Origin of the sequence: Sphingopyxis sp. Root1497 (genome assembly GCF_001427085.1) — a bacterium.
Classification (GTDB): domain Bacteria; phylum Pseudomonadota; class Alphaproteobacteria; order Sphingomonadales; family Sphingomonadaceae; genus Sphingopyxis.
Genome location: NZ_LMGF01000001.1, coordinates 349,970 through 373,754, shown reverse-complemented (window position 1 = coordinate 373,754; position 23,785 = coordinate 349,970). Strand labels below are relative to the sequence as shown.

Annotated in this window: 25 protein-coding genes; 7 read left to right on the top strand and 18 right to left on the bottom strand. The window is 66.4% G+C overall.

All coding sequences use genetic code 11. The annotated features are described in order from the left end of the window. Positions 1 to 94: 94 nt before the first annotated feature. Positions 95 to 1,417, bottom strand: a complete 1,323-nt coding sequence (locus ASD67_RS01705; protein WP_056342308.1) for a hemolysin family protein — start codon at positions 1,415 to 1,417, stop codon at positions 95 to 97. A 212-nt stretch (positions 1,418 to 1,629) separates the two neighbouring features. Here ASD67_RS01705 and ASD67_RS01700 point away from each other — a divergent pair, with 212 nt between their 5' ends. After that, complete coding sequence (locus tag ASD67_RS01700) at positions 1,630 to 2,319, top strand: OmpA family protein (RefSeq protein ID WP_056342305.1); 690 nt, start codon at positions 1,630 to 1,632, stop codon at positions 2,317 to 2,319. Between the two features lie 61 nt (positions 2,320 to 2,380). On the opposite strand, the gene ASD67_RS01695 is transcribed toward ASD67_RS01700, so the two are convergent. From ASD67_RS01695 to ASD67_RS01665, 7 genes are read right to left on the bottom strand one after another with little or no spacing between them, the layout of a single operon-like run. Continuing rightward, on the bottom strand, positions 2,381 to 3,007 hold the full coding sequence (locus ASD67_RS01695; RefSeq protein ID WP_056342302.1) for a MarC family protein: 627 nt from the start codon (positions 3,005 to 3,007) through the stop codon (positions 2,381 to 2,383). Between the two features lie 2 nt (positions 3,008 to 3,009). Next, on the bottom strand, positions 3,010 to 3,690 hold the full coding sequence (locus ASD67_RS01690; RefSeq protein WP_082544764.1) for a hypothetical protein: 681 nt from the start codon (positions 3,688 to 3,690) through the stop codon (positions 3,010 to 3,012). Beyond that, positions 3,690 to 4,580 (bottom strand): bifunctional methylenetetrahydrofolate dehydrogenase/methenyltetrahydrofolate cyclohydrolase FolD, encoded by an 891-nt coding sequence (gene folD / locus ASD67_RS01685; protein WP_056342300.1) that lies wholly within the window; start codon positions 4,578 to 4,580, stop codon positions 3,690 to 3,692. The genes ASD67_RS01690 and folD overlap by 1 nt, the downstream gene beginning before the upstream one ends. A gap of 3 nt (positions 4,581 to 4,583) precedes the next feature. Then, a complete protein-coding gene (locus ASD67_RS01680) occupies positions 4,584 to 4,883 on the bottom strand; it encodes a YggT family protein (protein ID WP_056342910.1) in 300 nt (99 codons plus the stop codon). A 45-nt stretch (positions 4,884 to 4,928) separates the two neighbouring features. Further along, positions 4,929 to 5,825 (bottom strand): acetylglutamate kinase, encoded by an 897-nt coding sequence (gene argB, locus ASD67_RS01675; RefSeq protein ID WP_056342298.1) that lies wholly within the window; start codon positions 5,823 to 5,825, stop codon positions 4,929 to 4,931. Further along, a complete protein-coding gene (locus ASD67_RS01670) occupies positions 5,822 to 6,499 on the bottom strand; it encodes a queuosine precursor transporter (RefSeq protein ID WP_056342296.1) in 678 nt (225 codons plus the stop codon). The genes argB and ASD67_RS01670 overlap by 4 nt, the downstream gene beginning before the upstream one ends. Before the next feature lie 43 nt (positions 6,500 to 6,542). Next, the gene (locus ASD67_RS01665) at positions 6,543 to 8,501 is read right to left on the bottom strand and encodes an alpha/beta hydrolase family protein (protein WP_056342293.1); all 1,959 of its coding nucleotides are present in this window, start codon (positions 8,499 to 8,501) and stop codon (positions 6,543 to 6,545) included. Positions 8,502 to 8,652: 151 nt separating this feature from the next. On the opposite strand from ASD67_RS01665, the gene ASD67_RS01660 reads away from it, so the two are divergent. From ASD67_RS01660 to ASD67_RS01650, 3 genes are all read left to right on the top strand, one after another. Further along, positions 8,653 to 10,002: a NupC/NupG family nucleoside CNT transporter gene (locus tag ASD67_RS01660; RefSeq protein WP_056342289.1), complete on the top strand. Its 1,350-nt coding sequence runs from the start codon at positions 8,653 to 8,655 to the stop codon at positions 10,000 to 10,002. A gap of 125 nt (positions 10,003 to 10,127) precedes the next feature. Next, complete coding sequence (locus ASD67_RS01655) at positions 10,128 to 10,751, top strand: beta/gamma crystallin-related protein (protein ID WP_056342286.1); 624 nt, start codon at positions 10,128 to 10,130, stop codon at positions 10,749 to 10,751. Between the two features lie 11 nt (positions 10,752 to 10,762). Beyond that, the gene (locus ASD67_RS01650; RefSeq protein ID WP_056342283.1) at positions 10,763 to 11,077 is read left to right on the top strand and encodes an MliC family protein; all 315 of its coding nucleotides are present in this window, start codon (positions 10,763 to 10,765) and stop codon (positions 11,075 to 11,077) included. Here the strand turns inward: ASD67_RS01650 and ASD67_RS01645 are convergent. The 8 genes from ASD67_RS01645 to gluQRS form a co-directional block, all read right to left on the bottom strand. Then, complete coding sequence (locus ASD67_RS01645) at positions 11,072 to 12,214, bottom strand: epoxide hydrolase family protein (RefSeq protein WP_056342279.1); 1,143 nt, start codon at positions 12,212 to 12,214, stop codon at positions 11,072 to 11,074. The two genes, ASD67_RS01650 and ASD67_RS01645, sit on opposite strands and share 6 nt — an antisense overlap. A 35-nt stretch (positions 12,215 to 12,249) precedes the next feature. Further along, positions 12,250 to 12,738: a hypothetical protein gene (locus tag ASD67_RS01640; RefSeq protein ID WP_056342275.1), complete on the bottom strand. Its 489-nt coding sequence runs from the start codon at positions 12,736 to 12,738 to the stop codon at positions 12,250 to 12,252. A gap of 121 nt (positions 12,739 to 12,859) precedes the next feature. Next, the gene (locus ASD67_RS01635) at positions 12,860 to 13,726 is read right to left on the bottom strand and encodes a 3-hydroxyacyl-CoA dehydrogenase NAD-binding domain-containing protein (RefSeq protein WP_056342273.1); all 867 of its coding nucleotides are present in this window, start codon (positions 13,724 to 13,726) and stop codon (positions 12,860 to 12,862) included. 69 nt (positions 13,727 to 13,795) lie between these two features. Beyond that, positions 13,796 to 14,782 carry an L-histidine N(alpha)-methyltransferase gene (egtD, locus tag ASD67_RS01630; protein WP_056342270.1) on the bottom strand — a complete coding sequence of 329 codons (987 nt, stop codon included), beginning with the start codon at positions 14,780 to 14,782 and terminating at the stop codon, positions 13,796 to 13,798. Position 14,783: 1 nt separating this feature from the next. After that, positions 14,784 to 16,094 carry an ergothioneine biosynthesis protein EgtB gene (egtB, locus tag ASD67_RS01625; protein ID WP_056342268.1) on the bottom strand — a complete coding sequence of 437 codons (1,311 nt, stop codon included), beginning with the start codon at positions 16,092 to 16,094 and terminating at the stop codon, positions 14,784 to 14,786. A gap of 274 nt (positions 16,095 to 16,368) precedes the next feature. Next, positions 16,369 to 16,950: a cob(I)yrinic acid a,c-diamide adenosyltransferase gene (locus tag ASD67_RS01620; RefSeq protein WP_056342264.1), complete on the bottom strand. Its 582-nt coding sequence runs from the start codon at positions 16,948 to 16,950 to the stop codon at positions 16,369 to 16,371. 19 nt (positions 16,951 to 16,969) lie between these two features. Then, on the bottom strand, positions 16,970 to 17,194 hold the full coding sequence (locus ASD67_RS01615) for an HIG1 domain-containing protein (protein WP_056342260.1): 225 nt from the start codon (positions 17,192 to 17,194) through the stop codon (positions 16,970 to 16,972). A gap of 9 nt (positions 17,195 to 17,203) precedes the next feature. Then, positions 17,204 to 18,052 carry a tRNA glutamyl-Q(34) synthetase GluQRS gene (gene gluQRS, locus ASD67_RS01610; protein WP_056342257.1) on the bottom strand — a complete coding sequence of 283 codons (849 nt, stop codon included), beginning with the start codon at positions 18,050 to 18,052 and terminating at the stop codon, positions 17,204 to 17,206. Between the two features lie 171 nt (positions 18,053 to 18,223). Between gluQRS and ASD67_RS01605 the strand changes: the two genes are divergently transcribed. Both ASD67_RS01605 and ASD67_RS01600 read left to right on the top strand, forming a co-directional pair. Further along, positions 18,224 to 18,790: an HNH endonuclease gene (locus ASD67_RS01605; protein WP_056342256.1), complete on the top strand. Its 567-nt coding sequence runs from the start codon at positions 18,224 to 18,226 to the stop codon at positions 18,788 to 18,790. A gap of 81 nt (positions 18,791 to 18,871) precedes the next feature. Beyond that, positions 18,872 to 19,294, top strand: a complete 423-nt coding sequence (locus ASD67_RS01600; protein ID WP_082544763.1) for a YbaY family lipoprotein — start codon at positions 18,872 to 18,874, stop codon at positions 19,292 to 19,294. Between the two features lie 15 nt (positions 19,295 to 19,309). On the opposite strand, the gene ASD67_RS01595 is transcribed toward ASD67_RS01600, so the two are convergent. Together ASD67_RS01595 and ASD67_RS01590 are read right to left on the bottom strand one after the other, a co-directional pair. Further along, positions 19,310 to 20,200, bottom strand: coding sequence for a hypothetical protein (locus ASD67_RS01595; protein ID WP_056342253.1), 891 nt, complete (start codon positions 20,198 to 20,200; stop codon positions 19,310 to 19,312). A gap of 35 nt (positions 20,201 to 20,235) precedes the next feature. After that, on the bottom strand, positions 20,236 to 20,706 hold the full coding sequence (locus tag ASD67_RS01590; protein ID WP_156377527.1) for a hypothetical protein: 471 nt from the start codon (positions 20,704 to 20,706) through the stop codon (positions 20,236 to 20,238). A 168-nt stretch (positions 20,707 to 20,874) separates the two neighbouring features. On the opposite strand from ASD67_RS01590, the gene ppc reads away from it, so the two are divergent. Beyond that, the gene (ppc, locus tag ASD67_RS01585) at positions 20,875 to 23,553 is read left to right on the top strand and encodes a phosphoenolpyruvate carboxylase (protein ID WP_056342247.1); all 2,679 of its coding nucleotides are present in this window, start codon (positions 20,875 to 20,877) and stop codon (positions 23,551 to 23,553) included. The last annotated feature ends 232 nt before the right edge of the window (positions 23,554 to 23,785 follow it).

Genomic DNA, 23,785 nt, shown 5'->3' with positions numbered 1-23,785 from the left:
CCGTGCCGCCGCATGCCGCTAAAGCGACAAAGGAGACAATATGACGGCGTGTGTCCGTATCTTTTGTCGCTTTAAGGCCCGAAACGGCCGCGCCTCATTCCGCCTCGTCGCCCTTCGGCTTGACGATTTCGCTGACGAGCAGCTTGTCGATCTTGCGCCCGTCCATGTCGACGATCTCGAAGCGCCAGCCGCGGTCGGTGAATGTCTCGCCTTCCTTGGGCAGATGCTTCAAAATCGCGAGCGCGTGGCCGGCAGCGGTCGCATAGTCCCGGTCCTCGCCCAACTCGATCCCCAGCCGTTCGGCCATCTGGTCGGCGGGCATCGACCCCGCGATCAGCAGGCTGCCGTCGTCGCGCTCGACCACGAAGGGCTCGCTGCCGATATCCTGGTCCGACGCGAATTCGCCCGCGATCGCCGAGAGCAGGTCGGCGGGGGTCACCAGTCCTTCGAAATGGCCATATTCGTCGTGGACGAGCAACACCGGAACTTCGGCGGCGCGCAGGTTTTCGAGCGCGTCCATCGCGTCGATCTGGTCGTGGATCACCGTCGCGCGGCGCGTGAGCTTTTCGAGGTCGAGCGTCTCGCCGCGGAACAGCGCGCCGGCGATGTCGCGCGCCTGGACGACGCCGATGATGTCGTCGACCGACCCGCGCGCCACCGGCAGCCGCGTGTGCGGGCTTTCGAGCAGCTTGGCGCGCACCGCGTCGGCGTCCGACGCGATATCGATCCAGTCGACGTCGATTCGCGGGGTCATCACCTCGCGCACCGGGCGGTCGGCAAGGCGCACGACGCCCGAGATGATCGCGCGTTCGCTTTCCTCGATCACCCCCGATTTCGACGCCTCGGCGACGATCAGGTGAAGTTCCTCCGCGGTCACCCGGTCTTCGGATTCGCGGCTGAGGCCGAGCAGGCGGAAAACGAGTCCCGAGCTGTTGTTGAGCAGCCAGACGAGCGGCGCGGCGATTTTCGACAGCCACAGCATCGGCCGCGCCATGAAGATCGCGATCGGCTCGGGGGCACGGAGCGCGAACTGCTTGGGCACCAGTTCGCCCGCGATCAGCGAGAAATAGGTCGTGACCGCGATGACGACCGCGAAACCCGCGGTCAGCGCGGTTTCGTCGTCGAGCCCGAACCATGCCTGCAGCCGTTCGCCGACCGGCCCGCCGAGGCTGGCGCCCGAATAGGCGCCGGCGAGGATGCCGATCAGCGTGATGCCGACCTGGACGGTCGACAGAAAGCGTCCGGGATCGGCGGCGAGCTGGCGTGCCACCGCCGCCCCGCGACTGCCGCGCTTTTGCGCCGCCTGCAGACGCGGGCCGCGCGCCGAGACGATCGCGAGTTCGGACAGCGCAAAAATGCCGTTGAGAAGGATCAGCAAGGCGATGATCGCCACGTCCGACCAGGGAAAAGGGGTCATCAGTTATGTGTCCGGCGCGGTCGCGCCTGGCCCCTGTCAGCTTCGGTCATGGCCCCCTATAGGCGAAAGGTGCCGCGCTGCACAATGGGTGCGCCGCGCCCGGCTCAGCGGGGGTTCAGGCGGTGAATGGAACCAGAGGCGCGGCCGGAGGTTATCGGCACAGCGACAGCAACGTCGGCGATCAGCCGTCCGCGCATAAAAGGGAGCGCATCATGAATAGCAAGACCATCAAACTGGCCGCACTGGCGAGCATCGCCGCGATCGGCCTGTCGGCCTGCGTCACCGACCCGGTGACCGGCGAAAAGAAGATCTCCAAGGCCGCGATCGGCGGCGTCGGTGGCGCGCTGGGCGGCTATCTGCTCGGCGACCTGATCGGCGGCAAGCACAGCCGCACCGAGGAAATCGTCGGCGCGGGCATCGGCGCAGTCGCCGGCGCGGGGATCGGCAACTATATGGACCAGCAGGAAAAGAAGCTGCGCGAACGCACCGCCGGCACCGGCATCGACGTCGAGCGCCAGGGCGACCAGCTGGTCCTCAACATGCCCGGCGACGTGACCTTCGATTATAACAGCGCGCTGGTAAAATCGCAGTTCCGCAGCGCCCTCGACAGCGTCGCCTCGACCCTCGCCGAATATCCGAGCACCTATATCGACGTCTATGGCCACACCGATTCGACCGGCAGCGACAGCTATAACCAGGGCCTGTCCGAACGCCGCGCCTCGTCGGTCGCCGACTATCTCGGCGGCCGCGGCATCCAGCGCGCCCGCATGGCGACGATGGGTTATGGCGAATCGCAGCTCAAATGCTCGCCCGAACGCAGCGAGGCCGATTATCAGTGCAACCGCCGCGTCGAAATCCGCATCGCGCCGGTGACCCAGAACGACGTGAACGCCGCGCGGTAAACACCGATTCCAGTGGATGGAAGGAGGGCGTCGCCGCCAAGGCGGCGCCCTTTTCCGTCGCTCAACCCAGGTTGAAGCTGGCCTTGACCCCGTCGATGACGAATTGCGCCGCGAGCGCGGCGAGCAGCACGCCGAGCAGGCGGGTGATCACCGCCTCGCCCTTGTTGCCGATCAGCCGCATCAATGGCCCCGCCGCGAGCAGGGCGGCGAGCGTCAGCAGCAGCACGAGCAGCAGCGCGCCGAAGATCACGAAAGCCCGGTCGAGGCCATTGTTCTGCGACACCAGCAGCATCACCGAGGCAATCGACCCCGGCCCCGCCAGCATCGGCATCGCCATCGGGAACACCGACACATCCTCGACCTCGGGAGTGGCCTTGACCTTTTCGGCGCGCTGCTCGCGGCGTTCGGTACGCTTTTCGAACACCATGTCGATCGCGATGATGAACAGCATCAGGCCGCCGGCGATACGGAAACTGTCGAGGTCGATGTGCAGGAAGCTGAGCAAAGCCTCGCCGAACATCGCGAAGAAGACGAGGATCCCGCCCGCGATGATCGTCGCGCGGATCGCCATCGAACGCCGCTGCACCGCGTTCGCGCCCGTCGTCAGGCTGGCATAGATCGGCGCGCACCCCGGCGGGTCGATCACCACGAACAGAGTGACGAAGGCCGAGATGAAGAGGTCGAGCATGGTCAGGGCTTCTGCGGTGTCGGGGCCGCGACCCGGTCATCGATCACCGGCGTCATCGCGCTGCCGTCCCACAACCGCACGGTAACGCGGCGCGCGCCGTCGGGGCTGACGACCGACGTCCAGCTGAGCGTCTGGTCGGGCGACAGGCCGACCGCGCGGTCCTCACCTTCGTTGCCGCCGTCGATCGCGACACCGGGACGCGCGCCGCACACCGCCTGCTTGGTCTCGATGAATTCGGGCGCCGCGCGCGGGGTCGTCAACGTGTCGCCATGATCAAGCGTCCACAGCGTCTTGCCGCTCTTGGGATCGCGCAGCCAGACGGTGCTGAAATAGCCGTTCGCTGGCCCCTTCTGCCAGGCGCCGGTGGTCACCCCGACATTGCCGTCGCAGCTGACATAGACGGCGTGCGGCTGCCACTTCACCGCCTCGGCGGGGTCCTTTTGCGTCCGCAGCCAGTCGCGCGCCTTCACCCGCTGCGGCACGAACATCGTCGCATCGGGCGCCGAGGTTTCACGAAACGCCGTCCACTGCCCCTTTTCCTGCGCGAGCCGGGCAAAGCCGATCTCGGCGGCGACGAAGCCGCTGGGATTGGGGCCGAGCGGGCGGTTGCGGATATCGTCGGGCTGACCCGCGCACCCCGCCACCAGAAGCAATGCAAAGGCGGCGGCGGTCATGCGGCGCATCAGAAACCCTCCGGATCGGCAAGGCCGGCGCGGCGGTGCGCGGCGACGAGCGTGTTGCGGAGCAGGCAGGCGATGGTCATCGGTCCGACACCGCCCGGAACCGGGGTGATCGCATCGGCGACCGCCGAAACCTGCGCATAGTCGACGTCGCCGACCAGCCGCCCCTTGGTTTCGCCGTCGGCGGGCGCGAGCCGGTTGATGCCCACATCGATGACCACCGCACCGGGCTTGATCCAGTCGCCCTTCACCATTTCGGCACGGCCGACCGCGGCGACGACGATATCAGCGCGGCGCACCGCATCGGCCAGATCGCGGGTCCGGCTGTGCGCGATGGTGACGGTACAGTTCGCGCCGAGCAGCAACTGCGCCATCGGCTTGCCGACGAGGATCGAGCGGCCGACGACGATCGCGTCCTTGCCCGACAGATCGCCGAGCCGGTCCTGAAGCAGCAGCAGGCAGCCATAGGGGGTGCAGGGCACCATGCCGGGGATGCCGAGCGCGAGACGTCCGGCGCTGACCGGGGTCAGGCCGTCGACATCCTTGCCGGGATCGATCGTCGCGACCGCCGCCTGTTCGTCGAGATGACCGGGCAAAGGCAGTTGGAGCAGGATGCCGTCGACGGCTTCGTCGGCGTTAAGCGCCGCGAGCAGCGCCTCGACCTCGGCCTGCGTCGCGGTCGCAGGCAGGCGATGTTCGAAGCTCGCCATGCCGGCGGCGACCGTTGCCTTGCCCTTCGACCCGACATAGACCGCGCTCGCCGGATCGTCGCCGACGAGCACGACCGCGAGGCCGGGGGCGCGGCCCGTAGCGACCTCGAACGCCGGCACCGCACCGGCGATTCGCGCGCGCAGCCCGGCGGCGAAAGCCTTGCCGTCGATCACTGCCGCCATCGATCAGGCCAGCCCGGAACTGATGCCGAGTTGCACCAGATAGGACATCACCGGTCCGCGGATGATGATCAGCAGGATCAGCACCACCATCGGGGTCAGGTCGATGCCGCCGAAATCGGGCATGATGCGGCGGATCGGGCGATAGAGCGGCTCGGTGATCCGTTCGAGGACGTACCAGAGCTGGCGCACGAATTCATTGTGAGTGTTGATGACGTTGAAGGCGAGCAGCCACGACATCACCGCCTGGACGATGATGATCCACCACAGGATGTTGAGGAGGATCGACAGGATCTCGAGGAACATGAAATACAAGGGATAGTCTCCGGGGGAGCCGCGCGGGCCCCCGTCTTAGCGATGAATCAGCGTGCCTGCACCCCGGGCGGTGAAAATTTCGAGCAGCATCGCGTGCGGCACCCGCCCGTCGAGGATGACCGCCGCCTCGACCCCGGCATCAACCGCCGCGACGCAGGTTTCGACCTTCGGGATCATCCCGCCGGTGATCGTCTCGTCCGCCTTCAGCGCCTCGATCGCGACGCGGTCGAGGTCGGTGAGCAGATTCTTGTCCTTGTCGAGCACCCCGGCAACGTCGGTGAGCAGAAAGAAGCGCTTGGCCCCCAACGCCCCGGCGATCGCGCCCGCCATGGTGTCTGCGTTGATGTTGTAGGTCGCGCCATCGGCGCCGAGCGCCACCGGGGCGACGATGGGGATGAAATTGTCCTTGGTCAGGTTCTGCAGGATCGTCGGATCGACTGCGACGGGCTCGCCGACGAAACCCAGGTCGACATGGCGCTCGATTCCCGAATTGGGGTCGGGTTCGGTGCGCTTGACCTTTTCGGCGAGCACGAGATTGGCGTCCTTGCCCGAAATGCCGACCGCCCGGCCGCCGAGGGCGGCGATCCAGCTGACGATTTCCTTGTTGATCTTGCCCGCGAGGACCATTTCGGCGACCTCGGCGGTCGCGGCGTCGGTGACGCGCAGGCCACCGACGAAGGTCGATTCGATCCCGAGTTGCTTGAGCATCGCACCGATCTGCGGCCCGCCGCCATGGACGACCACCGGGTTGATACCGACCGCCTTGAGCAGCACGACATCTTCGGCGAAATCGCGCTGCGCCTCGGCATCGCCCATCGCATGGCCGCCATATTTGATCACGAAGGTCTGGCCGGCGTAGCGCTGCAGATAGGGCAGCGCCTCGACGAGCGTTTCGGCTTTCGCGAGCATCGCGGGGTCGGGGGCGTGGCTCATGCGGCGGGCTTGCTATCGAGATTGCGACCCAGCGCAACGAGGCCGGTGATCACGAAGGGGATGACGAGAATCGACAGCGTGACCTTGGCCAGCATCTGCCCGCCCATCAGGTTCGCGATGGGAAAAACCCCCGAAAAAGCGATAGTGACGAACAGCAACGTGTCGACGATCTGGCTGAGCGCGCTGGCGATCGCGCCGCGGATCGCGAGCCAGGTCGACCCCGTTCCAGCGCCTTCACGGCCGCGCAGACGGCTGAAGATCGTGACGTTCAGGAACTGCGACGTGCCATAGGCGACGATGCCCGCCGCCATCAGCCGCGGACTCTGCCCAAGCACCGTTTCAAAAGCGGCCAGCCGCGCGGGGTCCATTTCGGGCGACGCCGGCAGCGACAACACCAGCGCGGTGAGCAGGATCGACAGCACGAGTGGCACGAAGCCCCACAGCACCAGCCGGTTCGCCACAGTCTGCCCATGAAGTTCAGATACGCTGCTCGACAGGGCGACGAGCAGCAGGAAGGGAAAAATTCCCGCCTCGACCGCCAGCCAGTCGCCGAGCGCGACCTGCTTGTTGCCCAGCACCCCGGCGAGCACGACCATGCCGCCATAGATGATGGTGAAGAGGAAGAGCGAGGGCGAGAGCGTGCGCGGCAACGCCGTCGAAGAGGTGTCGGTCATCGGCGCGCGATAGTCGGTTTTGGCGGCGCTGGAAAGATGCCGGTCAATCGGGCGGATTATGCTTGGCCAGAAAGGCTTCAATCGACGTCAGCAAGGTGGTCCGGTCGGCCTCGCGGGTGAAATAATGGTCGGCGAGCGGGATCGAGACGAATTCGACCGATTTGCCCGCCTTGCTCATCGCGCTGTACATCTTTGCCGACTGGACGTGGTCGACGGTGACATCCTTCTTGCCATGGACCAGCAGCAGCGGCGTCTTGATCCGGTCGATCGCGTTGATCGGCGACACGGCGGCGAAATCGGGGGTCATCTTCTGCCACTGGTCGCGATAGAGGCGCGAACGGACCTTGCCGCCGAAATCATTGACCTCGCGCCGCAGGTTGGACACGCCGTTGATCGACACCGCGCAGCGATATTGGTCGGGATCCTTGGCGATGCCCCACATCGCCGCGTACCCCCCGTAGGAGGCGCCGACGATGCACACGCGCTTCGGGTCGGCGATCCCCTCGGCGACCGCCCAACGCACGCCATCGGTGACATCGTCCTGCATTGCGAAGCCGAGTTGGCCCTGCCCGGCCTTCAGGAAGGTCTCGCCATAGCCGGTCGAGCCGCGGAAATTGGGCTGGAGCACCGCATAACCGCGCTCGGCGAGGAATTGCGCCCAATAGTCGTAGCTCAGCGTATCGTGCGACCAGGGGCCGCCGTGCGGCATGACGATGAAGGGCAGGTTTTCCTTGGCGCGGCCGCGCGGCATCGTCAGCACGCCCTCGATCTCCAGCCCGTCGCGCGCCTTGTACTGGACGAGCCTCGAACGCGACAACCGCCTGCCGCCGATCGCCTCGTTCACCGACGCCAGTTTCGACAGGTCGCCCGCGGCGGAATCGAAATAATAGAAAAGCCCCGGATTGTCGGGGGTGCTGATCCGCACCAGCAGCTTCGTCAGGTCGCGGCTATAGCTTTCGATGCGGACCTTCGACTGCGGCGATGCCGCATCCAGCTCCTTCTGGTGCGCCGCCATCACGGGGTCGATCCACTGGATCGGCTTCGCATCGTCGGAGGTGTAGAAGCCGATCAGCCGCGACCCGTCGGGCGACCGGATCGCGCCCTCGATATCGGCGCGGTCGACCTGATGCGCAATCCGTAGCTGCTTGCCCGTCGCCAGATCGGTTTCGGCGATCACCGTGCGCCCGTCGGGGGCATCGGCATAGACCAGCCCATTGTCGGTGCCTGGAACGAAGACGAAGGGAACCGACAGCCGCTCCTCGTCACGCAGCGAGGCGCTGTCGATCGTGCGGAACAGCGACTTGCCGTCGCCGCGATAGAGCAGGGTCGATTTGGTCGTCTGGTCGCGATAGCCGATGCCGTAGCGGACCCGGCCGAGATGGTCGGCACCCCACTCGAGGACGCTGCCCCGCGCAGTGACCTCGGTCTTCCTGCGGCCGGTAGCGACATCGACGCGGTAGACGGCAGGCCAGAAATCCTCGCCTTCATAGATGGAATTCTGTCCGGCGACGAGGATTTCGGTGCTGCCGTCGGTCGGAATCCAGACGACGCTCGATGCATCCTGTCCCTTGAGATCCCAGAGCAGGCGGGTCGGCTTGCCAGTGGTGCGGTTGATGCTGATCAGGCGCGAGATGTACCAATTGTCCGTCTCGACCGGCAGCAATGCACGCAGGCCGACGATGATATTGTCGTCGCCGACCCATTGCAGCCAGTCGATCTCGGTCAGGTCGGGCACGCCGACAAACATCGCCTGGCTGGCGTCGCCACCGATCGGAATGATGCCAATGCGCTGTTCGCCCTTGATCGCGAACAACCCCGCGAGGTGCCGACCGTCGGGCGAAAGTTCGGCGCTTTCGATGAAAGGCAGGCGCGCGAAGGTCGCGGTCGGCAGTGGCTCGATCGGTTTTGCGGCAGGCGCGGGAACCGCGGCACCGCCCCCGCCCTGAGCCAGAACCGACGGCGAAACGGCGAGCAGAACCATCGCCATCATCGAACGAAACATGCTACCCCCCAAGATAATAGCCGCATGCCTATAAAGGAAATTCACCCGCGCCAAGCGTCATCGCTGCGGCAGGCCGTGATCGCCGCCCCTTGCCCCCGCCGCCCAGCCCGCTAGACAGGCGCAATAAACTTGCGGGGGACGCATCAACATTATGGAACGCCTGATCGGTCTGCTCGGCATCGTCGCACTGCTTGCGATCGCCGTGCTGTTTTCGTCGAACCGCCGCTGGATTCGCCCGCGCGTCGTCGTCCCCGCCTTCCTGCTCCAGGCCGGTTTCGCACTGCTCGTGCTCGGCACGCCATGGGGCCGCGCGATCATCGGCGCGATGTCGACCGGGGTGTCGAACCTGCTGAGCTATGCCGACGAGGGCACCAAATTCCTGTTCGGCGAGGTCCTGACCCAGCCGCCCTATGGCAAGGCGGTCTTCGCGATCGGCGCGCTGCCGGTGATCGTCTTCTTCGCCTCGCTGATCTCGGTCCTCTATTATCTGGGCGTGATGCAACAGATCATCAAATGGGTCGGCGGCGGCATCCAGAAGATCACCGGGGTCACCAAGGTCGAAAGCCTGGGCGCGGCGGCAAACATCTTCGTCGGGCAGAGCGAAAGCCCGCTCGTCATCCGTCCCTATCTCGCCGGGCTGACCCCGTCGCAGCTGTTCACGATCATGACCGTCGGCATGGCGGGTGTCGCGGGCACGATCCTCGGCGCCTATGCCGGCATGATCGGCGAGCATCTGCTTCCCTATCTGCTCGCCGCGAGCTTCATGTCGGCGCCGGGCGGCATATTGATGGCCAAGATCATCATGCCCGACGATCCGAAAGACATCGGCATCGAACCGATCGTCATGCCCGAGGCGAGCCATGACGAGGAAAAGCCCGCGAACATCATCATGGCGGCGGCGCAGGGTGCGCAGACCGGCGTCAAGCTGGCGGTCGCGGTCGGCGCGATGGTGCTGGCGTTCGTCGCGCTCGTCGCGCTCGCCAACGGGCTGCTCGCCGGGATCGGCGGTTGGTTCCACGTCGACGGCCTGTCGTTCCAGTCGATCATCGGCCAGATCTTCCGCCCGGTGATGTGGCTGATGGGCGTGCCTTGGTCCGAATCGGACGCCGTCGGCGCGCTGTTCGGCAGCAAGATCGTGCTCAACGAATTCGTCGCCTTCATCGACCTCGGCAATATGCAAAAGGCCGGCGGGTTGTCGCCGGCGTCGATCGCGATCGGCACCTTTGCGCTGTGCGGTTTCGCCAATTTCAGCTCGATCGCGATCCAGATGGCGGTCACCGGCAGCCTGGCCCCGAACCAGCGCCCGATGATCGCCAAGCTGGGGCTGAAGGCGCTGCTCGCGGGTAGCCTGTCGAACCTGATGTCAGCGGCGCTCGCTGGCCTGATCCTGAGCGTCACACCGCCGCTGACCACGCCGGAACCTGCGCCGCCCGCGCCGGTGACGGCACCCGCAGACACGCCGGCACCGGAGGTCGCGCCGCCCCCCGCCGCCCGGCCCTGATTTCGCAAGCAACGATGCGGGCTTAGTACCGCTCTGGCCGCGATGAGGTTTGCGCGGCCTTCGCCCATGCTGTAATCTCGTCCTTGAACGAATCTCCGGGTCGCAGTCACAGCAGGGGAGAACGTATGAAAGCCGTGCATCGTCTGTCCATCATCGGCGCCGTCGCGGCGACGTTGACCGGGGGGCTGCTCGCCACCTCGACCGCGCAAACCCCCGAAGAACGGCTCTATCGCCCGCCCGAGGCGACCATCTATCGCGATGCCGCCTATCGCGGCCCGGCGGTGTTCATCGGCGAGGCGAAGACCGATCTCGGGCTCGCCTGGCCGGTCAATTCGATCCGCGTCGCCAGCGGCCGCTGGGAGCTGTGCGAAAAGACGCGCTATCGGGGCAATTGCCGCACCGTCGACCGCGATACGCCGATGCTCGGCAGCGTGCTGCGCGGGATGACCGTCCAGTCGATCCGCCCGGTCGGCGGAGGCGGCGGTGGCGGAGGCGGCTGGAACCCGAATCCGCCCGCGAACGACCAGAGCGCCCGCGGCAGTTTCGCCGAATTCCACACCCAGCCATCGACGAACGGCTATCGCGTCCTCGCCTGCGCCAACGGGTCGGCGACCGCCGCCTGCGCCGCGCGCGCCGCCGACACCTGGTGCCGCTCGATCGGGTGGAACGGGTCGGCACGCGAGCATATGGAAACCATCAATCGCCGCGAATATCTGGCCGACGTGCTCTGCGTCCGCTCGGGCTATTGAAGGGGAAAGCCATGAAACGGACAATAATCCTGCTGGCCGCAGCCGGGACTGCGCTTGCCGGCTGCGCCTCGGTCCCGCGCCAGACCGGCACCAGCTATGCCTGCAGCGGCGGCACCCGGCTCAACGTCAACTATACCGGCAACGGCGCGATCGTGCGCGTCAACGGGATGCGGACACTGGTGCTGAAACAGACGCCGTCGACCGGCGGGTCGGTCTATGAAAACAAGACCGGGGCGCGGCTCGCCCGCAACGGCAACGAGGTGACCTGGAACACGGCAGTGCGCAGCGCCGCCGAACGCTGCCAGGTCGTGATGACGCCGCTATAGGGCCATCACGCCAAAGGCGGCGCGGACCTCAGCGGCGAACAGATCGGGCTGCTCCCATGCAGCGAAATGGCCGCCACGGTCGAGTTCGTTCCAATAGACGATATTCTTGTAGCGGCCTTCGGCCCAGCGCCGCGACAGGCGCATGATTTCGAGTGGGAACAGACTACACCCGGTCGGGACATGGATTTCGCCGAAGCCGAATTGCGCAAAGCTGTGCCAATAGAGCCGCGCCGACGAGGCGGCGCTGTTCGTCAACCAATAAAGGCTGACGGTGTCGAGCATCGCGTCCTTCGACAGCGCATTTTCGGGATGGCCGCCGATCGACTGGCCGCCGGGCTGGTGACCGCAGTCGGTCCAGCCATGGCATTTCTCGACGATCCAGCACATCTGCCCGACCGGCGAATCGGCGAGGCCGTATCCGACGGTCTGCGGGCGGGTCGCATGCTGGGTCGAATAGCCATTGTCCTTGGTCCGGTACCATTGGAAGCGCGCCAGATAGGCTTTCTCATCGTCGGTGAGGTCGGCCATTGTGGCGGGATCGGGCTGGCCGACGATCATGTTGACGTGGATGCCGGCGCAATGATCGGCGTGATTGCCGCCGATCGCGCAGGTCACCGCGCTGCCCCAGTCGCCGCCCTGCGCGAAATAGCGGGTGTAACCGAGCGCGACCATCAGCGCATCCCACGCCGCCGCGATATGTTCGACGCTCCATTTGGCTTCGGTCGGCTTGCCCGAAAAGCCGTAGCCGGGGAGCGAGGGGATGACAAGATGATAGTCGGCCGACAGCGGTTCGACGACGTCGAGGAACTCGATCACCGACCCCGGCCAGCCATGGGTCAGCACGAGCGGCCGCGCATCGGGATTGTCCGAGCGGATGTGGAGAAAGTGGATGTCGAGGCCATCGATGGTGGCGAGGAAATTGGGATGGCCGTTGAGCCGCGCCTCGACCTTGCGCCAATCATATTCGTCGCGCCAATAGGCCGCGAGGTCCTGCGCATAGGCGAGCGGCACGCCCTGGTCCCAGTCGTCGACCGTTTCCTTTTCGGGCCAGCGCGTGTTCGCGAGCCGCGCCTTGAGGTCTTCGAGCGCCGATTGCGGCACGTCGATCGTGAACGGACGGATGGTGCCGACCTGCATGATTTTCTCTCCCCCTCTTCCGCCCGGTTTCGGGCTTATGGCCGCGCCGGCGCCTTGCAACCGCGCTCGAGTCCGACACCTTTCAGGAACCCGCGGCGCACCGTTCCGGCATAGACCGCCGCCGCATAGCGCCGCCGCTCGGCGTTGGCGCCGGTGACCTCGCCGATCAGTCCGCGGAATGGAATGATCGATCCCGCGACGCTGCCGGCGACGCGGCCCGCGGTCTGTTCGCGCTTCTTCGCCCGCGTCGCATCGACCTGCTCATTGACGTCGGGGCCGAGCACCGCGTCGAGTTCGCCGATCTCTTGAACGATCGCGGCGCATTTTCCCATGCCGGCGAGCGAATAGGGGTCGCCCTGAATCGCCAGCAGTTTTTCGGGGACTTCCTTGCCGTCGAACGGCTCGGTCACCGAATTGGCGGTATCCTTGATCGTCGAATCCTCGGGCGCGCCTTTCTGGGCGTGCGCCGGGCCGGCGAGGGCCAGCGCGAGAGCGGCCAGCGAAGACAGGGAAAGGCGCACCATGGTCGAAACTCCTGTTGCGGCGAGTATCGCGCTTCGCTCCAGCTAACGCACGGACGCCGAATATGCTCCCGCTTTCACCATTTTTCTCCTGCTATTTCTGCCCGGTACACCCCCGCCGGATTCACCGCGTCGGGACCGGGCTCTCGCCGGTCCAGTCGTAGAAACCGCGCCCGGCCTTTTTGCCGACCCAGCCCGCCTCGACATATTGAACGAGCAAAGGCGCCGGGCGAAATTTGGGGTCGCCGGTACCGCTCTGCAGCACGCGAATGATTTCGAGGCAGGTGTCGAGGCCGATGAAGTCGGCAAGCGTGATCGGCCCCATCGGATGGTTGAGGCCGAGGCGGCAGCCCGCGTCGATGTCCTGCATCGTCGCGACGCCCTCGCCGAGCGCAAAAATGGCTTCATTGATCAGCGGCATCAGCACGCGGTTGACGATGAAGCCCGGCGCGTCGTTGGCGTGGACGATTTCCTTGCCGAGCCCGCGGCCATAGGCCTCGACCGTGGCGAGCGTCGCGTCGCTGGTCGCGAGGCCGCGGATCAGTTCGATCAGCCCCATGACGGGCACCGGGTTGAAGAAATGCACCCCGATGAAGCGCGCCGGGTCGGGCGATGCCTGGGCGAGGCGGGTGATCGGGATCGAGCTGGTGTTGCTGGCGAGGATCGCGGTGGGCGAGAGATGCGGCCCGACGCTGGCGAAGATCGCGCGCTTGATTTCCTCGCGCTCGGTCGCCGCCTCGATCACGAGGTCGGCGGGGGCGAAGGCTTTATGGTCGGCGACCGGGGTGATGCGGGCGAGCAGCGCATCGGCGTCGCCCTGAGTCATCTTTTCCTTGGTCACGAGGCGGCCGAGCGCCTTGGCGATGCCCGCCTTGCCCGCTTCGGCGCGCGCGAGATCGATGTCGGAGAGCAGCACATCATGGCCGGCGCCCGCCGAAACCTGCGCGATGCCCGCGCCCATCTGGCCCGCGCCGATAACACCTACGATCATGATCCGCCCTTTCGCTGAAAATATGCGCGTGCCCTACGGCTTCGGGCCGGCGCGTCAAGGGATGGAGCGTCAGGGCGCCGAACGGAAGGCGGTCGCTTCGGCGAGGATCAGGGCAAAGGCGGGATCGGCATCGTCCCACGTCGCGACCGGGGTCCAGCCGCTGGCGCGGAGCAGCAGGTTCGCGTCACGGTCCCCGTATTTATGGCTGTTCTCGCTGTGGATCGTCTCACCCTTCGCCATATGATAAAGGCGGCCGTCGACGGTGAAGTCCATGTCGCAGGCGGCGACGAGATGCATTTCGATCCGCGCATGGACGTCGTCCCAGACGGCGCGGTGGAGGAAATTGTCGACCGGGATGGTGCCGCCGAGTTCGCGGTTGATGCGGGTGAGCAGGTTGAGGTTGAACGCCGCGGTCACCCCCGCCGGATCGTCATAGGCGCGTTCGAGGACCGCGACATCCTTGATCCGGTCGATACCGATCAGCAGCAGCGAGCCGTCGCCGAGCGCCTCGCGCCAATTGCGGAGCAGGTCGATCGCGGTGCGCGCAACCATGTTGCCGATCGTCGAGCCGGGAAAGAACCCCAGCTTTGGCAGCGGGCAGATTTCGCGCGGCAAGGCGACGCGCTGGGTGAAATCGGCCTCGACCGGATAGATGGCGAGCCCCGGGAAGCGCGCGGCGAGCGCGTCCGAACTTTCGCGCAGGAAATCGCCCGAAATATCGACCGGGACATAGGCGGCGGGCCCGATCGCCTCGAGCAGCAGCGGCGTCTTGGTCGAGCTGCCCGATCCCAGTTCGACCACCGCGCGGCCAGGGCCAATCGCCGCTGCCATTTCGCCGGCATGGCGTTTGAGCAGGTCGGTCTCGCTGCGCGTCGGATAATATTCGGGGAGCGTCGTGATATCCTCGAACAACGCCGACCCCGTCGCGTCGTAGAACCAGCGCGCCGGCACCGCCTTTTGCGCCTGCGACAATCCCGCATGAACGTCGGCGCGAAAGGCGATATCGATCCCGGCGGCATCGGCATCGACCTGGCGAAGATTGCGAACGACACCCATGTCAGAGATCCTTGGCTAGCCGCACGCCGGTGAACTGCCAGCGCTGGTGGGGGTAGAAGAAATTGCGGTAGGAGGCGCGCAGATGGCCGCGCGGGGTCGCGCAGCTGCCGCCGCGCAGGACGAACTGGCCGCTCATGAACTTGCCATTATATTCGCCGACCGCGCCGGGTGCGGCGCGAAAGCCGGGATAGGGGCGATAGGCGCTGCCGGTCCATTCCCACACGCTGCCGAACATCTGTTGCAGGCCGATGTCAGCGGCGGGGTCGGCGGATGGCTGGACGGGTCCGGCGCCGTCGAGCTGGTCGCCCGATGCGGGGTCGAGCGCCGCGGCGGCGGCCTCCCACTCGATTTCGGTCGGCAGCCGCGCGCCGGCCCAGCTGGCGAAGGCGTCGGCCTCGAAGAAGCTGATATGGGTAACGGGCGCATGCGCATCGATATCGCGCCAGCCCGAAAGCGTGAATTGCCGCCCGTCGCGCCAGTAAGCCGGCGCCTCGACATCCTCGCGCTGCACCCACGCCCAGCCGTCGCTGAGCCAGAGCGACGGGGTGTGGTAGCCGCCGTCGGCGATAAATTGCTGCCATTCGCCGTTGGTGACGGGGCGGCTGGCCAAGGCGTGCGGGGTGAGCAGCGCCGAAAACTGCGGAACTTCACAGTCGAATGCAAAATCGTCGCCGCCTTGGCCGACCGAAACCACACCCTCGGCACCCTTCACCCAGCGGATCGCGCCGGCCTCGTCCGACGGTGAAAAAGGGGCGGAAAACTGCGCAACTTCATTCGCGATTGCCCTTTTTTCCCATGCGGCGGGGCCGAGCGGGTTTTGCGCGAAAAGATGCTTCAGGTCGGTGAGCAGCAGTTCCTGATGCTGTTGTTCATGATGGAGGCCGAGTTCGACCAGCGCCAGCGCGGCGCGCGGCAGGTCGGGCAGCGCGCTCTGCACCGCGGTGTCGACATGGGCGCGCCAGACGCGGATTTCGTCGAGCGACGGACGCGTCAGCAGCCCGCGCTGCGGCCGCGCATGGCGCGGCCCCTCGGCGTCATAATAGCTGTTGAAGAGAAAGGGATAGCGCGCATCGAACAAGGCATAGCCCGGCACATGGTCGCGCAGCACGAAGGTTTCGAAGAACCAGCTCGTATGCGCGAGGTGCCATTTGGCGGGCGACGCGTCGGGCATCGACTGCGCGCTGGCATCGGCGTCGGAGAGGGTCGCGACGAGATCGAGCGACAGGCGGCGCGTCGCGGCGAATCGCCGTGTCAGCGCCAGCGCGTCGTCGGTGCCGGCGGTGAGGGGCGATGCATCTGTCTGGCTGGCCATAAGTGGATAATCCCCCGAGGTCCGATTCGGTTTCGCGGTGGAGGGGAATATGGTTACGAGGCGGCGGCTTGTCTAGAACATTTAGGGAACGATATGCTCGTCGTTCGAAGTGTGCTTACGCAGCAACGCCAGAAGGATTCGCGCAGAGGCGCAGAGATCGCAGAGACAAGATGTTCACGCGGAGGCGCGGAGACAAAAGATTGGCGGCTTCGCCGCCCGTCCTTCACTTTCTCTGCGATCTCTGCGCCTCTGCGCGCATTGATATTGTTCGCTGTCAGCGCGTCGCGCCGGGTTTCCAGAGGATGTCACCGCCCGCCGCGGCGTTGAGGTGGCGGGTCAGCACGAACAGATGGTCCGAGAGGCGGTTGAGATAGGTGAGCGCGAGCGGGTTGAGGTCGCGGGTCGCCCCTGCGGCGACGGCGGCGCGTTCGGCGCGGCGCGCGATGGCGCGCGCGAGGTGGAGGCGCGCCGCCGCCTCGGTGCCACCGGGCAGGATGAAGCTTTTGAGCGCGCCGAGATGCTCGTTCATCGCGTCGATCTCGTCCTCGAGCCGCGCGATTTGCGTGGGCACGATGCGCAGCGCCATCGCGTGCGGACCGAAACCGAACTGGATATCGGCGGGAGTGGCGAGATCGGCGCCGAGGTCGAACAGCTCGTTCTGGACCCGCGACAGCATCGCCGCTTCGTCGCTGGCGGGGTCAAGTGCGGCGGCGGCGATGCCGACCGCACTGTTCGCTTCGTCGACGTCGCCGATCGCCGCCATCAGCGCGTCGGACTTGGCGATGCGCGAGCCGTCGACGAGCCCGGTGGTGCCGTCGTCGCCAGTGCGCGTGTAGATCTTGTTGAGCTTGACCATCGGACGCGGGCGCGGACGCCTATTGCCCCGCGGCGAGCAGGCCGATCAGCACGATCAGGATGATCGTGATCGCCTGCCACTTGACGCGCGACATCATCATCTTGTTCTGCATGACCTGATTCTCGTGCGCCGTGCCGTCCATCGCGGCGCGGTGGCCTTGCGAGAAATAGAAGAGTCCGCGCGCGAGCGAGAAGAGGACGAAGCCGGCCGCCACAACGACGCCGAGGATGAGCAGGATGGACATGCCGTCTATCTAGGGCATTTGCAGCGAATAGCCAGTGGGAAGCCGTCCACCGAGCAGATCGGCGGCGAGCGCGTGTCCGTCGGCGCCGCCGGCGCGTAGCGCCGCGAGCGACGCCGCGGCGTCGCGCTTCGCCAGCCGTTTGCCGTCGGGGCCGCAGACGAGCGCGTGATGCCGATACAGCGGGGTCGGCAGGCCGAGCAGCGCCTGAAGCAGACGGTGGACGTCGGTCGCGGCGATCAGGTCGGCGCCACGGATGATGTGCGTCACCCCCATCCCCGCGTCGTCGACGGTGCTCGCGAGATGATAGCTGGCGGGGGCATCCTTGCGCGCGAGCACGACATCGCCATGGGCGCGGGGGTCGGCCAGCCGGGAGCCTTTCCCCTGCTCTTCCCAATGAAGTTCGCCCGCGACATCGGCGGCTTTCGCCATGTCGAGCCGCCAGCAATGCGGTTCGCTGGCGCGGCTTGCCCGTTCGGCTTCGGTCAGGTGCCGGCAGGTGCCGGGGTAGATCGCTCCGGATGGCCCGTGCGGCGCGGCGAGGCTCGCGGCGATATCGGCGCGGGTGCAGAAACAGGGGTAGAGGAGATCGCGGGCGGAGAGATCGTCGAGCGCCGCCCGATAGGTCGCGATCCGCTGCGACTGGCGCAGCGGATCGCCGTCCCAGGCGATGCCGAGCCAGGCGAGGTCGGCGAGCGACGCCGCGACATAGGCCTCGCGCGAGCGGCTGCCGTCGATGTCGTCGATGCGGATATGGAAGGCGCCGCCGGCGCGGCGCGCGGCGTCGAACGCGAGGACGGCGCTATAGGCATGGCCAAGGTGAAGCTCGCCGGTCGGGCTGGGCGCGAAACGGGTCAGCATGGTTTAAACCGGATTCTCCACATCATGTGGGACTCTCGGGGAAATCTTCCCATATGTTGCGGACGATGCCCCCTTGACGTCAGATTCTGATGCGGCATGTAATGACCCTGTCACTTGAGGAAGGCAGTGGCGCGCCAACCCGAGAAGCAAAGGGGGCTGCGTTACCAAGCCATGTTCCATCCCGATCTTGCCCGGCATCCCGATAGTTGCCCCGCGCTTGTTTTGAACGCCGACTATACGCCGCTCAGCTATTACCCGCTCAGCCTGTGGCCGTGGCAGACCGCGGTCAAGGCGGTGTTTCTCGACCGCGTGACGATCGTCGAAAATTACGAGCGCGAAATCCATTCGCCGACGCGGACGATGCCGATCCCGAGCGTCATCGCGCTGCGGCAATATGTGAAGCCGTCGCAGCATCCGGCGTTCACGCGCTTCAACCTGTTCCTGCGCGACCGCTTCGCGTGCCAATATTGCGGGTCGGGCAAGGATCTGACCTTCGATCATGTCGTCCCGCGCCGCCTCGGCGGGCGCACGACGTGGGAGAATGTCACCACCGCCTGCGCGCCGTGCAATCTGAAGAAGGGCGGGCGCACCCCGCAACAGGCGCATATGCCGATCCACCGCCAGCCCTGGCGCCCGACGTCGTGGCAGTTGCAGGACAATGGCCGCTGCTTCCCGCCGAACTATCTGCATACGAGCTGGATCGACTGGCTGTACTGGGACGTCGAACTCGAAGGATGACGGGAACATAACGAAGCGGACAGCGTAGGTTCAGCGGGGCGGCGCTAGCGGGCCGCATCGCTCGAAAACAGGAGAAACCTCATGGCGCGCTTCACCCGCAACCTCGCGCTCGCCCTCGCCGCCCTGCCGCTCGCCGCCTGCGCGACGATCATGCCGTCCGAACAGCCGGTGTCGGTCACCGGCAGCATCACCTATCGCGAGCGCATGGCGCTGCCGCCGACCGCGCAGGTCGAGGTCACGCTCGCCGACGTCAGCCTGATGGACGCACCGTCGAAGACGATCGCGCAGCAGTCGTTCACCGCCGACGGGCGGCAGGTGCCCTTCGCCTTTTCGCTGACCGTCGACGAGCGCCGGCTCGACCCGCGCGGCCGCTATTCGGTCTCGGGGCGGATCACCGACGCCTCGGGCAGGCTGATGTTCATCACCGACACGCACAATGGCGTGACCTTCGACGGCCGGCCGCGGATCGACCTGGGGACGCTGGTGCTGGTGAAGACGCGCTGAGCGAAAGCCCGCGCGTCAGCGCGGTGCGGCCGCAATCGACTGATCGACGGCGAGCACCGCGGCCTCGCCCACCTCGCGCACAGCGATGGCGCGCATGTCGCGGGTTTGTATCACGAGCGCCGGCTGCGTTATCTGCGAATAGACGATCCGGGCGTCCACCGCGGGATCGGCTTCGGCCATCGCCGCTTCCTCGCTGAGGGCCGCACTCGCGATATAGGCATTAAGCGGGTTGGGCTTGGCGTCGGCCGTCACCGTGGCCTGAAGCACGCCCGCCTTGCGCGCGAGTTCGTCGCGTTCGCATTTGTCGATCGCTTGCAGATAGGCAGTTCGGCCCTGGGCGTCGGAGCGGAATTGCGCCCGGACGGCCTCCGGAACCACGAGTATTTCGGACGCCGCCATCATGTTACAATAGCGGTCGTGACGCGCTTTTTGAGCGCGGAGCGGCCAGGAGGCACAGCTGTTGGCTTCGGTTGCGCGCGACAGCATGAACTGGACCGAAAAGGCGGCCCTGATCGAACTGATCGTGTTGGCGGTATGCGCCTCGAACGGAAGCAGGTTGTTGTTCGAGCAACTGTCGGGCCGATTGCGCGAGAGCTGAATCGTCGCGGGCCGGCTGATCGGCAGCAGCCGTAACTCCAGCGGATAGCTGGTTCCGTCGGCGTAAAGAACTTCGACGGCATAGCGCCGTTCGCCGACCGCCGGCCGCGTCAGTTGGGTCGATGCCTGCTCGACGCCTGCGAGCGCCAGCTGCGTGCCTTCGTTCGGCAGGATGATCTGCTGCGGCCGATCCGTGGCGGGCCAGCCGAACGTCACCGTCACCGGCCCGCCCGGCGTCTGCGCGATCGCTGTGGGACACCATACGGCGACCGCAGCCAGCAGAGGCATGAATCCCGTAGCGCGTTTCATTCGCTCTCCTCCCGATCGTCTTGCCCTGCGCCGCGTCAGCTCAGCTTCAACCCGACCTGAACCGACAGCACTCCGAGCACCCACGCAATGAACCCGCCCAGCATCAGGTTCGCCGCCTTGCCATAGGCCGTCGCTTCGTCGATTCCCGATGGCGCCCAGTCATAGAGGTGCCGCGCGAGCGTTTCGTCGCCAAGCAACACCAGCATGGTCATCGCCGAGGCCAGCGCGACGACGCACAGGACGACGGTGACCCAGAATATCAGCGGATGGCGATCGGGGTCGGCGACATAGGCGGCACCGACCGCGAGGATGGCAGCCAGCGCCTTGCCGGTGATTCCGGCACCGCCGTTGGCGACGATCAGATTGAACAGCCAGCCAATGCCATGCTCGCCGGTGATGGTGAACCGCGCCATCGCAATGCAGGACAGCAGCAGCATGAGGCTGCTAGCCCCCAATATCAGCATCAAAATGCCGATTGCCGCATATCCCCGCCGCTCACCGTCCATGACCCCATCCGCCTTGGAATTCGCCCCGCCAGCATCATGGCGGTTGTGGCGGCCCTTTGTATTGGACGGAAGCGCCAAGCGCAGGCGCTTATTCGACAGATCCCGCATAGCTATGCTCCGCACCACCATGCTTGACCCTGCGCCTTCGCAGGTGCAGCATCCGCACTCATGGGGCCTCCGATCCAGATCTCGCAAAATCCCGACATCCGCTATCTGGGGCGGATATTGGGCGACGTCATCCGCGCCTATGGCGGCGAGAAATTGTATCGACAGACCGAATATATCCGCTCGGTCAGCGTCGACCGGCACCGCGGGATCGACGGGGCCGAGGCGATCGACACCGGGCTCGATGCGCTCAGCCTCGACGACACGATCGCCTTTGTGCGCGGTTTCATGCTCTTCTCGATGCTCGCCAACCTTGCCGAGGACCGGCAAGGGATCGCGGCCGAGCCGGAGGCGACGGTCGCGGCGGCGCTGGCGCGACTGAAGGACGGCGGGATCGATAGCGACGCGGTCGCGCAGTTGATGACCGCCGCGCTGGTTGCGCCGGTGCTGACCGCGCACCCGACCGAGGTGCGGCGCAAGTCGATGCTCGACCACAAGAACCGCATCGCCGAACTGATGCTGCTGCGCGACGCGGGCGCCGAGGAGACCACCGAGGGCGATATCGTCGAGGACGCGATCCGCCGCCAGATCGTGCTGTTGTGGCAGACACGGCCGCTGCGCACCGAGAAATTGTTCGTCGCCGACGAGATCGACAATGCGCTGACTTACCTGCGCGACGTGTTTTTGCCGGTGCTGCCCAAACTTTATGCGCGCTGGGAGAAGGAGCTGGGGCAGCGTCCCGCGAGTTTCCTGCGCGTCGGCAGCTGGATCGGCGGCGACCGCGACGGCAATCCCTTCGTCACCGCCGGGACGCTGCGCGAAGCGACCGCGCGCAACGCCGCCGCGGTGCTCGGCCATTATAGCGACGCGGTCCACGCGCTCGGCGCCGAACTGTCGGTGTCGGCGGGACTCGCCCCCGTGCCCGAAGCGGTCGAGGCGCTGGCCGAGGCGAGCGGCGACACCGCGCCGAGCCGCCGCGACGAACCCTATCGCCGCGCGCTGTCGGGAATTTATGCCCGGCTCTGCGCGACCTTCACCGCGATCACCGGCAAGCCCGCGCCGCGCCCGTCGGCGCTGACGGGCGAACCCTATGCCACCCCCGGCGATTTCCGCCGCGATCTTGTCACGCTGGCGGACGGGCTGGAGGCGAGCGGCGAAGGCCAGCTGGGCGGGATCGGCGCGCTCGGGCGGCTGATCCGCGCGGTCGAAGTCTTCGGTTTCCATCTGGCGACGCTCGACATGCGGCAGAACAGCGCGGTCCACGAACGCGTGCTCGGCGAAGTGCTGCGTGTCGCCGGGGTGTGCGACGATTATGCCGCGCTCGATGAAGAGGCGCGCGTGGCGCTGCTCACCGCCGAGCTGGCGAGCGACCGGCCGCTCGCGGCATCCTGGCATAGCTGGAGCGAGGAGACAGAGGGCGAACTGGCGATCGTCCGCGCCGCCGCCGATGTCCGCGCGCGGCTCGGCCCCGATGCGATCTGCCAGTGGATCATCAGCATGGCGCAGACCTTGTCCGACCTGCTCGAAGTCCATGTGCTCGCGCGCGAGGCGGGGCTGTGGCGGAGCGGCGAGGCGGCGGGCAAGAGCAATTTGATGGTCGTGCCGCTGTTCGAGACGATCGCCGATCTCGACAAGGCGCCCGCGATCATGGCGCGATACTTCGCGATGCCCGAAATCGGCCCGCAAGTGGCGCTGCGCGGGCATCAGGAAGTGATGATCGGCTATTCGGATTCGAACAAGGACGGCGGTTATCTGACCTCGACCTGGGGACTGCACCAGGCGTCGCAGGCCTTGACTCCGGTCTTCGCCGCCGCCGGACCCTCGATGCAATTGTTCCACGGCCGCGGCGGCGCGGTCGGGCGCGGCGGCGGCAGTGCCTTTGCCGCGATCCGCGCCCAGCCCGCAGGCACGGTGCAGGGGCGCATCCGCATCACCGAACAGGGCGAGGTGATCGGCGCGAAATATGGCACGGCGGACAGCGCGGCGACCAACCTCGAATCGATGGTGTCGGCGAGCCTGCTCGCCAGCCTCGAGCCCGAAATATTGGGCGCGGCCGACTGCGTGCGCTTCACCGCGGCGATGGACTCGGTGTCGGACCGCGCCTTCGCCGCCTATCGCGGGCTGGTCTACGACACGCCCGCCTTCAAGGATTTTTTTCGCGCGATGACCCCGATCGCCGAGATCGCGACGCTGAAGATCGGGTCGCGGCCGTCGAGCCGCACCAAGTCGAGCGCGATCGAGGATTTGCGCGCGATCCCCTGGGTGTTCAGCTGGGCGCAGGCGCGCGTCATGCTGCCCGGCTGGTACGGGACGGGCGAGGCGTTTTCGGGGTTCGCCGACAAGGCGCTGCTGAAGGACATGGCGGCGAGCTGGCCCTTTTTCGGCGCGCTGCTCGGCAATATGGAGATGGTGCTGGCGAAATCCGACATGGGGATCGCGGCGCATTATGCCGGGCTGGCGAGCCATATCGACGGGCACGACGCGATCTTCGGGCGGATCAAGGACGGCTGGAACCGCGCGCACGACGGCCTGCTCGAAATTACCGGCCAGACGCGGTTGCTTGAGAAGAATCCGGCGCTCGAGGCGTCGATCCGGTTGCGGCTGCCGTATATCGAGCCGCTCAACCTGCTCCAGATCGAGCTGATGAAGCGCCACCGCGCGGGCGAGACCGATGCCCGGATCGCCGAGGGCATTCAGCTGACGATCAACGCGATCGCGACGGCCTTGCGGAACAGCGGGTAAGGCTCAGCTCTAGCCACCTCCGTTTGTGTCGAGCGAAGTCGAGACACGCGAGCACTGCGCCAGACGCATCTCGACTTCGCTCGATGCAAACGGGGGTGGATTGGATCACCCTATTTCGAAACGATCCGCACCTCGCCCTTGGCGTTCGCGCCGTCGGGGGCGAAGGCGACGGTGAAGGCGTCGCCGTCCTTGTCCGTGCCCGCGAGCGTGTCGCCGGTGCGGCTGACCTTGA

Bases quoted from the DNA above. Each gene is read 5' to 3' on its own strand.
- ASD67_RS01605 (WP_056342256.1), top strand. From the start codon at position 18,224: ATGTTCCATCCCGATCTTGCCCGGCATCCCGATAGTTGCCCCGCGCTT.
- egtB (WP_056342268.1), bottom strand. From the start codon at position 16,094: ATGGCCAGCCAGACAGATGCATCGCCCCTCACCGCCGGCACCGACGAC.
- ASD67_RS01635 (WP_056342273.1), bottom strand. From the start codon at position 13,726: ATGATCGTAGGTGTTATCGGCGCGGGCCAGATGGGCGCGGGCATCGCG.
- ASD67_RS01600 (WP_082544763.1), top strand. From the start codon at position 18,872: ATGGCGCGCTTCACCCGCAACCTCGCGCTCGCCCTCGCCGCCCTGCCG.
- folD (WP_056342300.1), bottom strand. From the start codon at position 4,580: ATGGCGGCAGTGATCGACGGCAAGGCTTTCGCCGCCGGGCTGCGCGCG.
- ASD67_RS01690 (WP_082544764.1), bottom strand. From the start codon at position 3,690: ATGCGCCGCATGACCGCCGCCGCCTTTGCATTGCTTCTGGTGGCGGGG.
- ASD67_RS01660 (WP_056342289.1), top strand. From the start codon at position 8,653: ATGGAACGCCTGATCGGTCTGCTCGGCATCGTCGCACTGCTTGCGATC.
- ASD67_RS01680 (WP_056342910.1), bottom strand. From the start codon at position 4,883: ATGTTCCTCGAGATCCTGTCGATCCTCCTCAACATCCTGTGGTGGATC.
- ASD67_RS01645 (WP_056342279.1), bottom strand. From the start codon at position 12,214: ATGCAGGTCGGCACCATCCGTCCGTTCACGATCGACGTGCCGCAATCG.
- ASD67_RS01655 (WP_056342286.1), top strand. From the start codon at position 10,128: ATGAAAGCCGTGCATCGTCTGTCCATCATCGGCGCCGTCGCGGCGACG.
- ASD67_RS01615 (WP_056342260.1), bottom strand. From the start codon at position 17,194: ATGTCCATCCTGCTCATCCTCGGCGTCGTTGTGGCGGCCGGCTTCGTC.
- ASD67_RS01590 (WP_156377527.1), bottom strand. From the start codon at position 20,706: ATGGACGGTGAGCGGCGGGGATATGCGGCAATCGGCATTTTGATGCTG.
- ASD67_RS01665 (WP_056342293.1), bottom strand. From the start codon at position 8,501: ATGTTTCGTTCGATGATGGCGATGGTTCTGCTCGCCGTTTCGCCGTCG.
- ASD67_RS01670 (WP_056342296.1), bottom strand. From the start codon at position 6,499: ATGACCGACACCTCTTCGACGGCGTTGCCGCGCACGCTCTCGCCCTCG.
- ppc (WP_056342247.1), top strand. From the start codon at position 20,875: ATGGGGCCTCCGATCCAGATCTCGCAAAATCCCGACATCCGCTATCTG.
- ASD67_RS01700 (WP_056342305.1), top strand. From the start codon at position 1,630: ATGAATAGCAAGACCATCAAACTGGCCGCACTGGCGAGCATCGCCGCG.
- ASD67_RS01695 (WP_056342302.1), bottom strand. From the start codon at position 3,007: ATGCTCGACCTCTTCATCTCGGCCTTCGTCACTCTGTTCGTGGTGATC.
- egtD (WP_056342270.1), bottom strand. From the start codon at position 14,782: ATGGGTGTCGTTCGCAATCTTCGCCAGGTCGATGCCGATGCCGCCGGG.
- argB (WP_056342298.1), bottom strand. From the start codon at position 5,825: ATGAGCCACGCCCCCGACCCCGCGATGCTCGCGAAAGCCGAAACGCTC.
- ASD67_RS01650 (WP_056342283.1), top strand. From the start codon at position 10,763: ATGAAACGGACAATAATCCTGCTGGCCGCAGCCGGGACTGCGCTTGCC.
- ASD67_RS01705 (WP_056342308.1), bottom strand. From the start codon at position 1,417: ATGACCCCTTTTCCCTGGTCGGACGTGGCGATCATCGCCTTGCTGATC.
- ASD67_RS01640 (WP_056342275.1), bottom strand. From the start codon at position 12,738: ATGGTGCGCCTTTCCCTGTCTTCGCTGGCCGCTCTCGCGCTGGCCCTC.
- ASD67_RS01620 (WP_056342264.1), bottom strand. From the start codon at position 16,950: ATGGTCAAGCTCAACAAGATCTACACGCGCACTGGCGACGACGGCACC.
- ASD67_RS01595 (WP_056342253.1), bottom strand. From the start codon at position 20,200: ATGAAACGCGCTACGGGATTCATGCCTCTGCTGGCTGCGGTCGCCGTA.
- gluQRS (WP_056342257.1), bottom strand. From the start codon at position 18,052: ATGCTGACCCGTTTCGCGCCCAGCCCGACCGGCGAGCTTCACCTTGGC.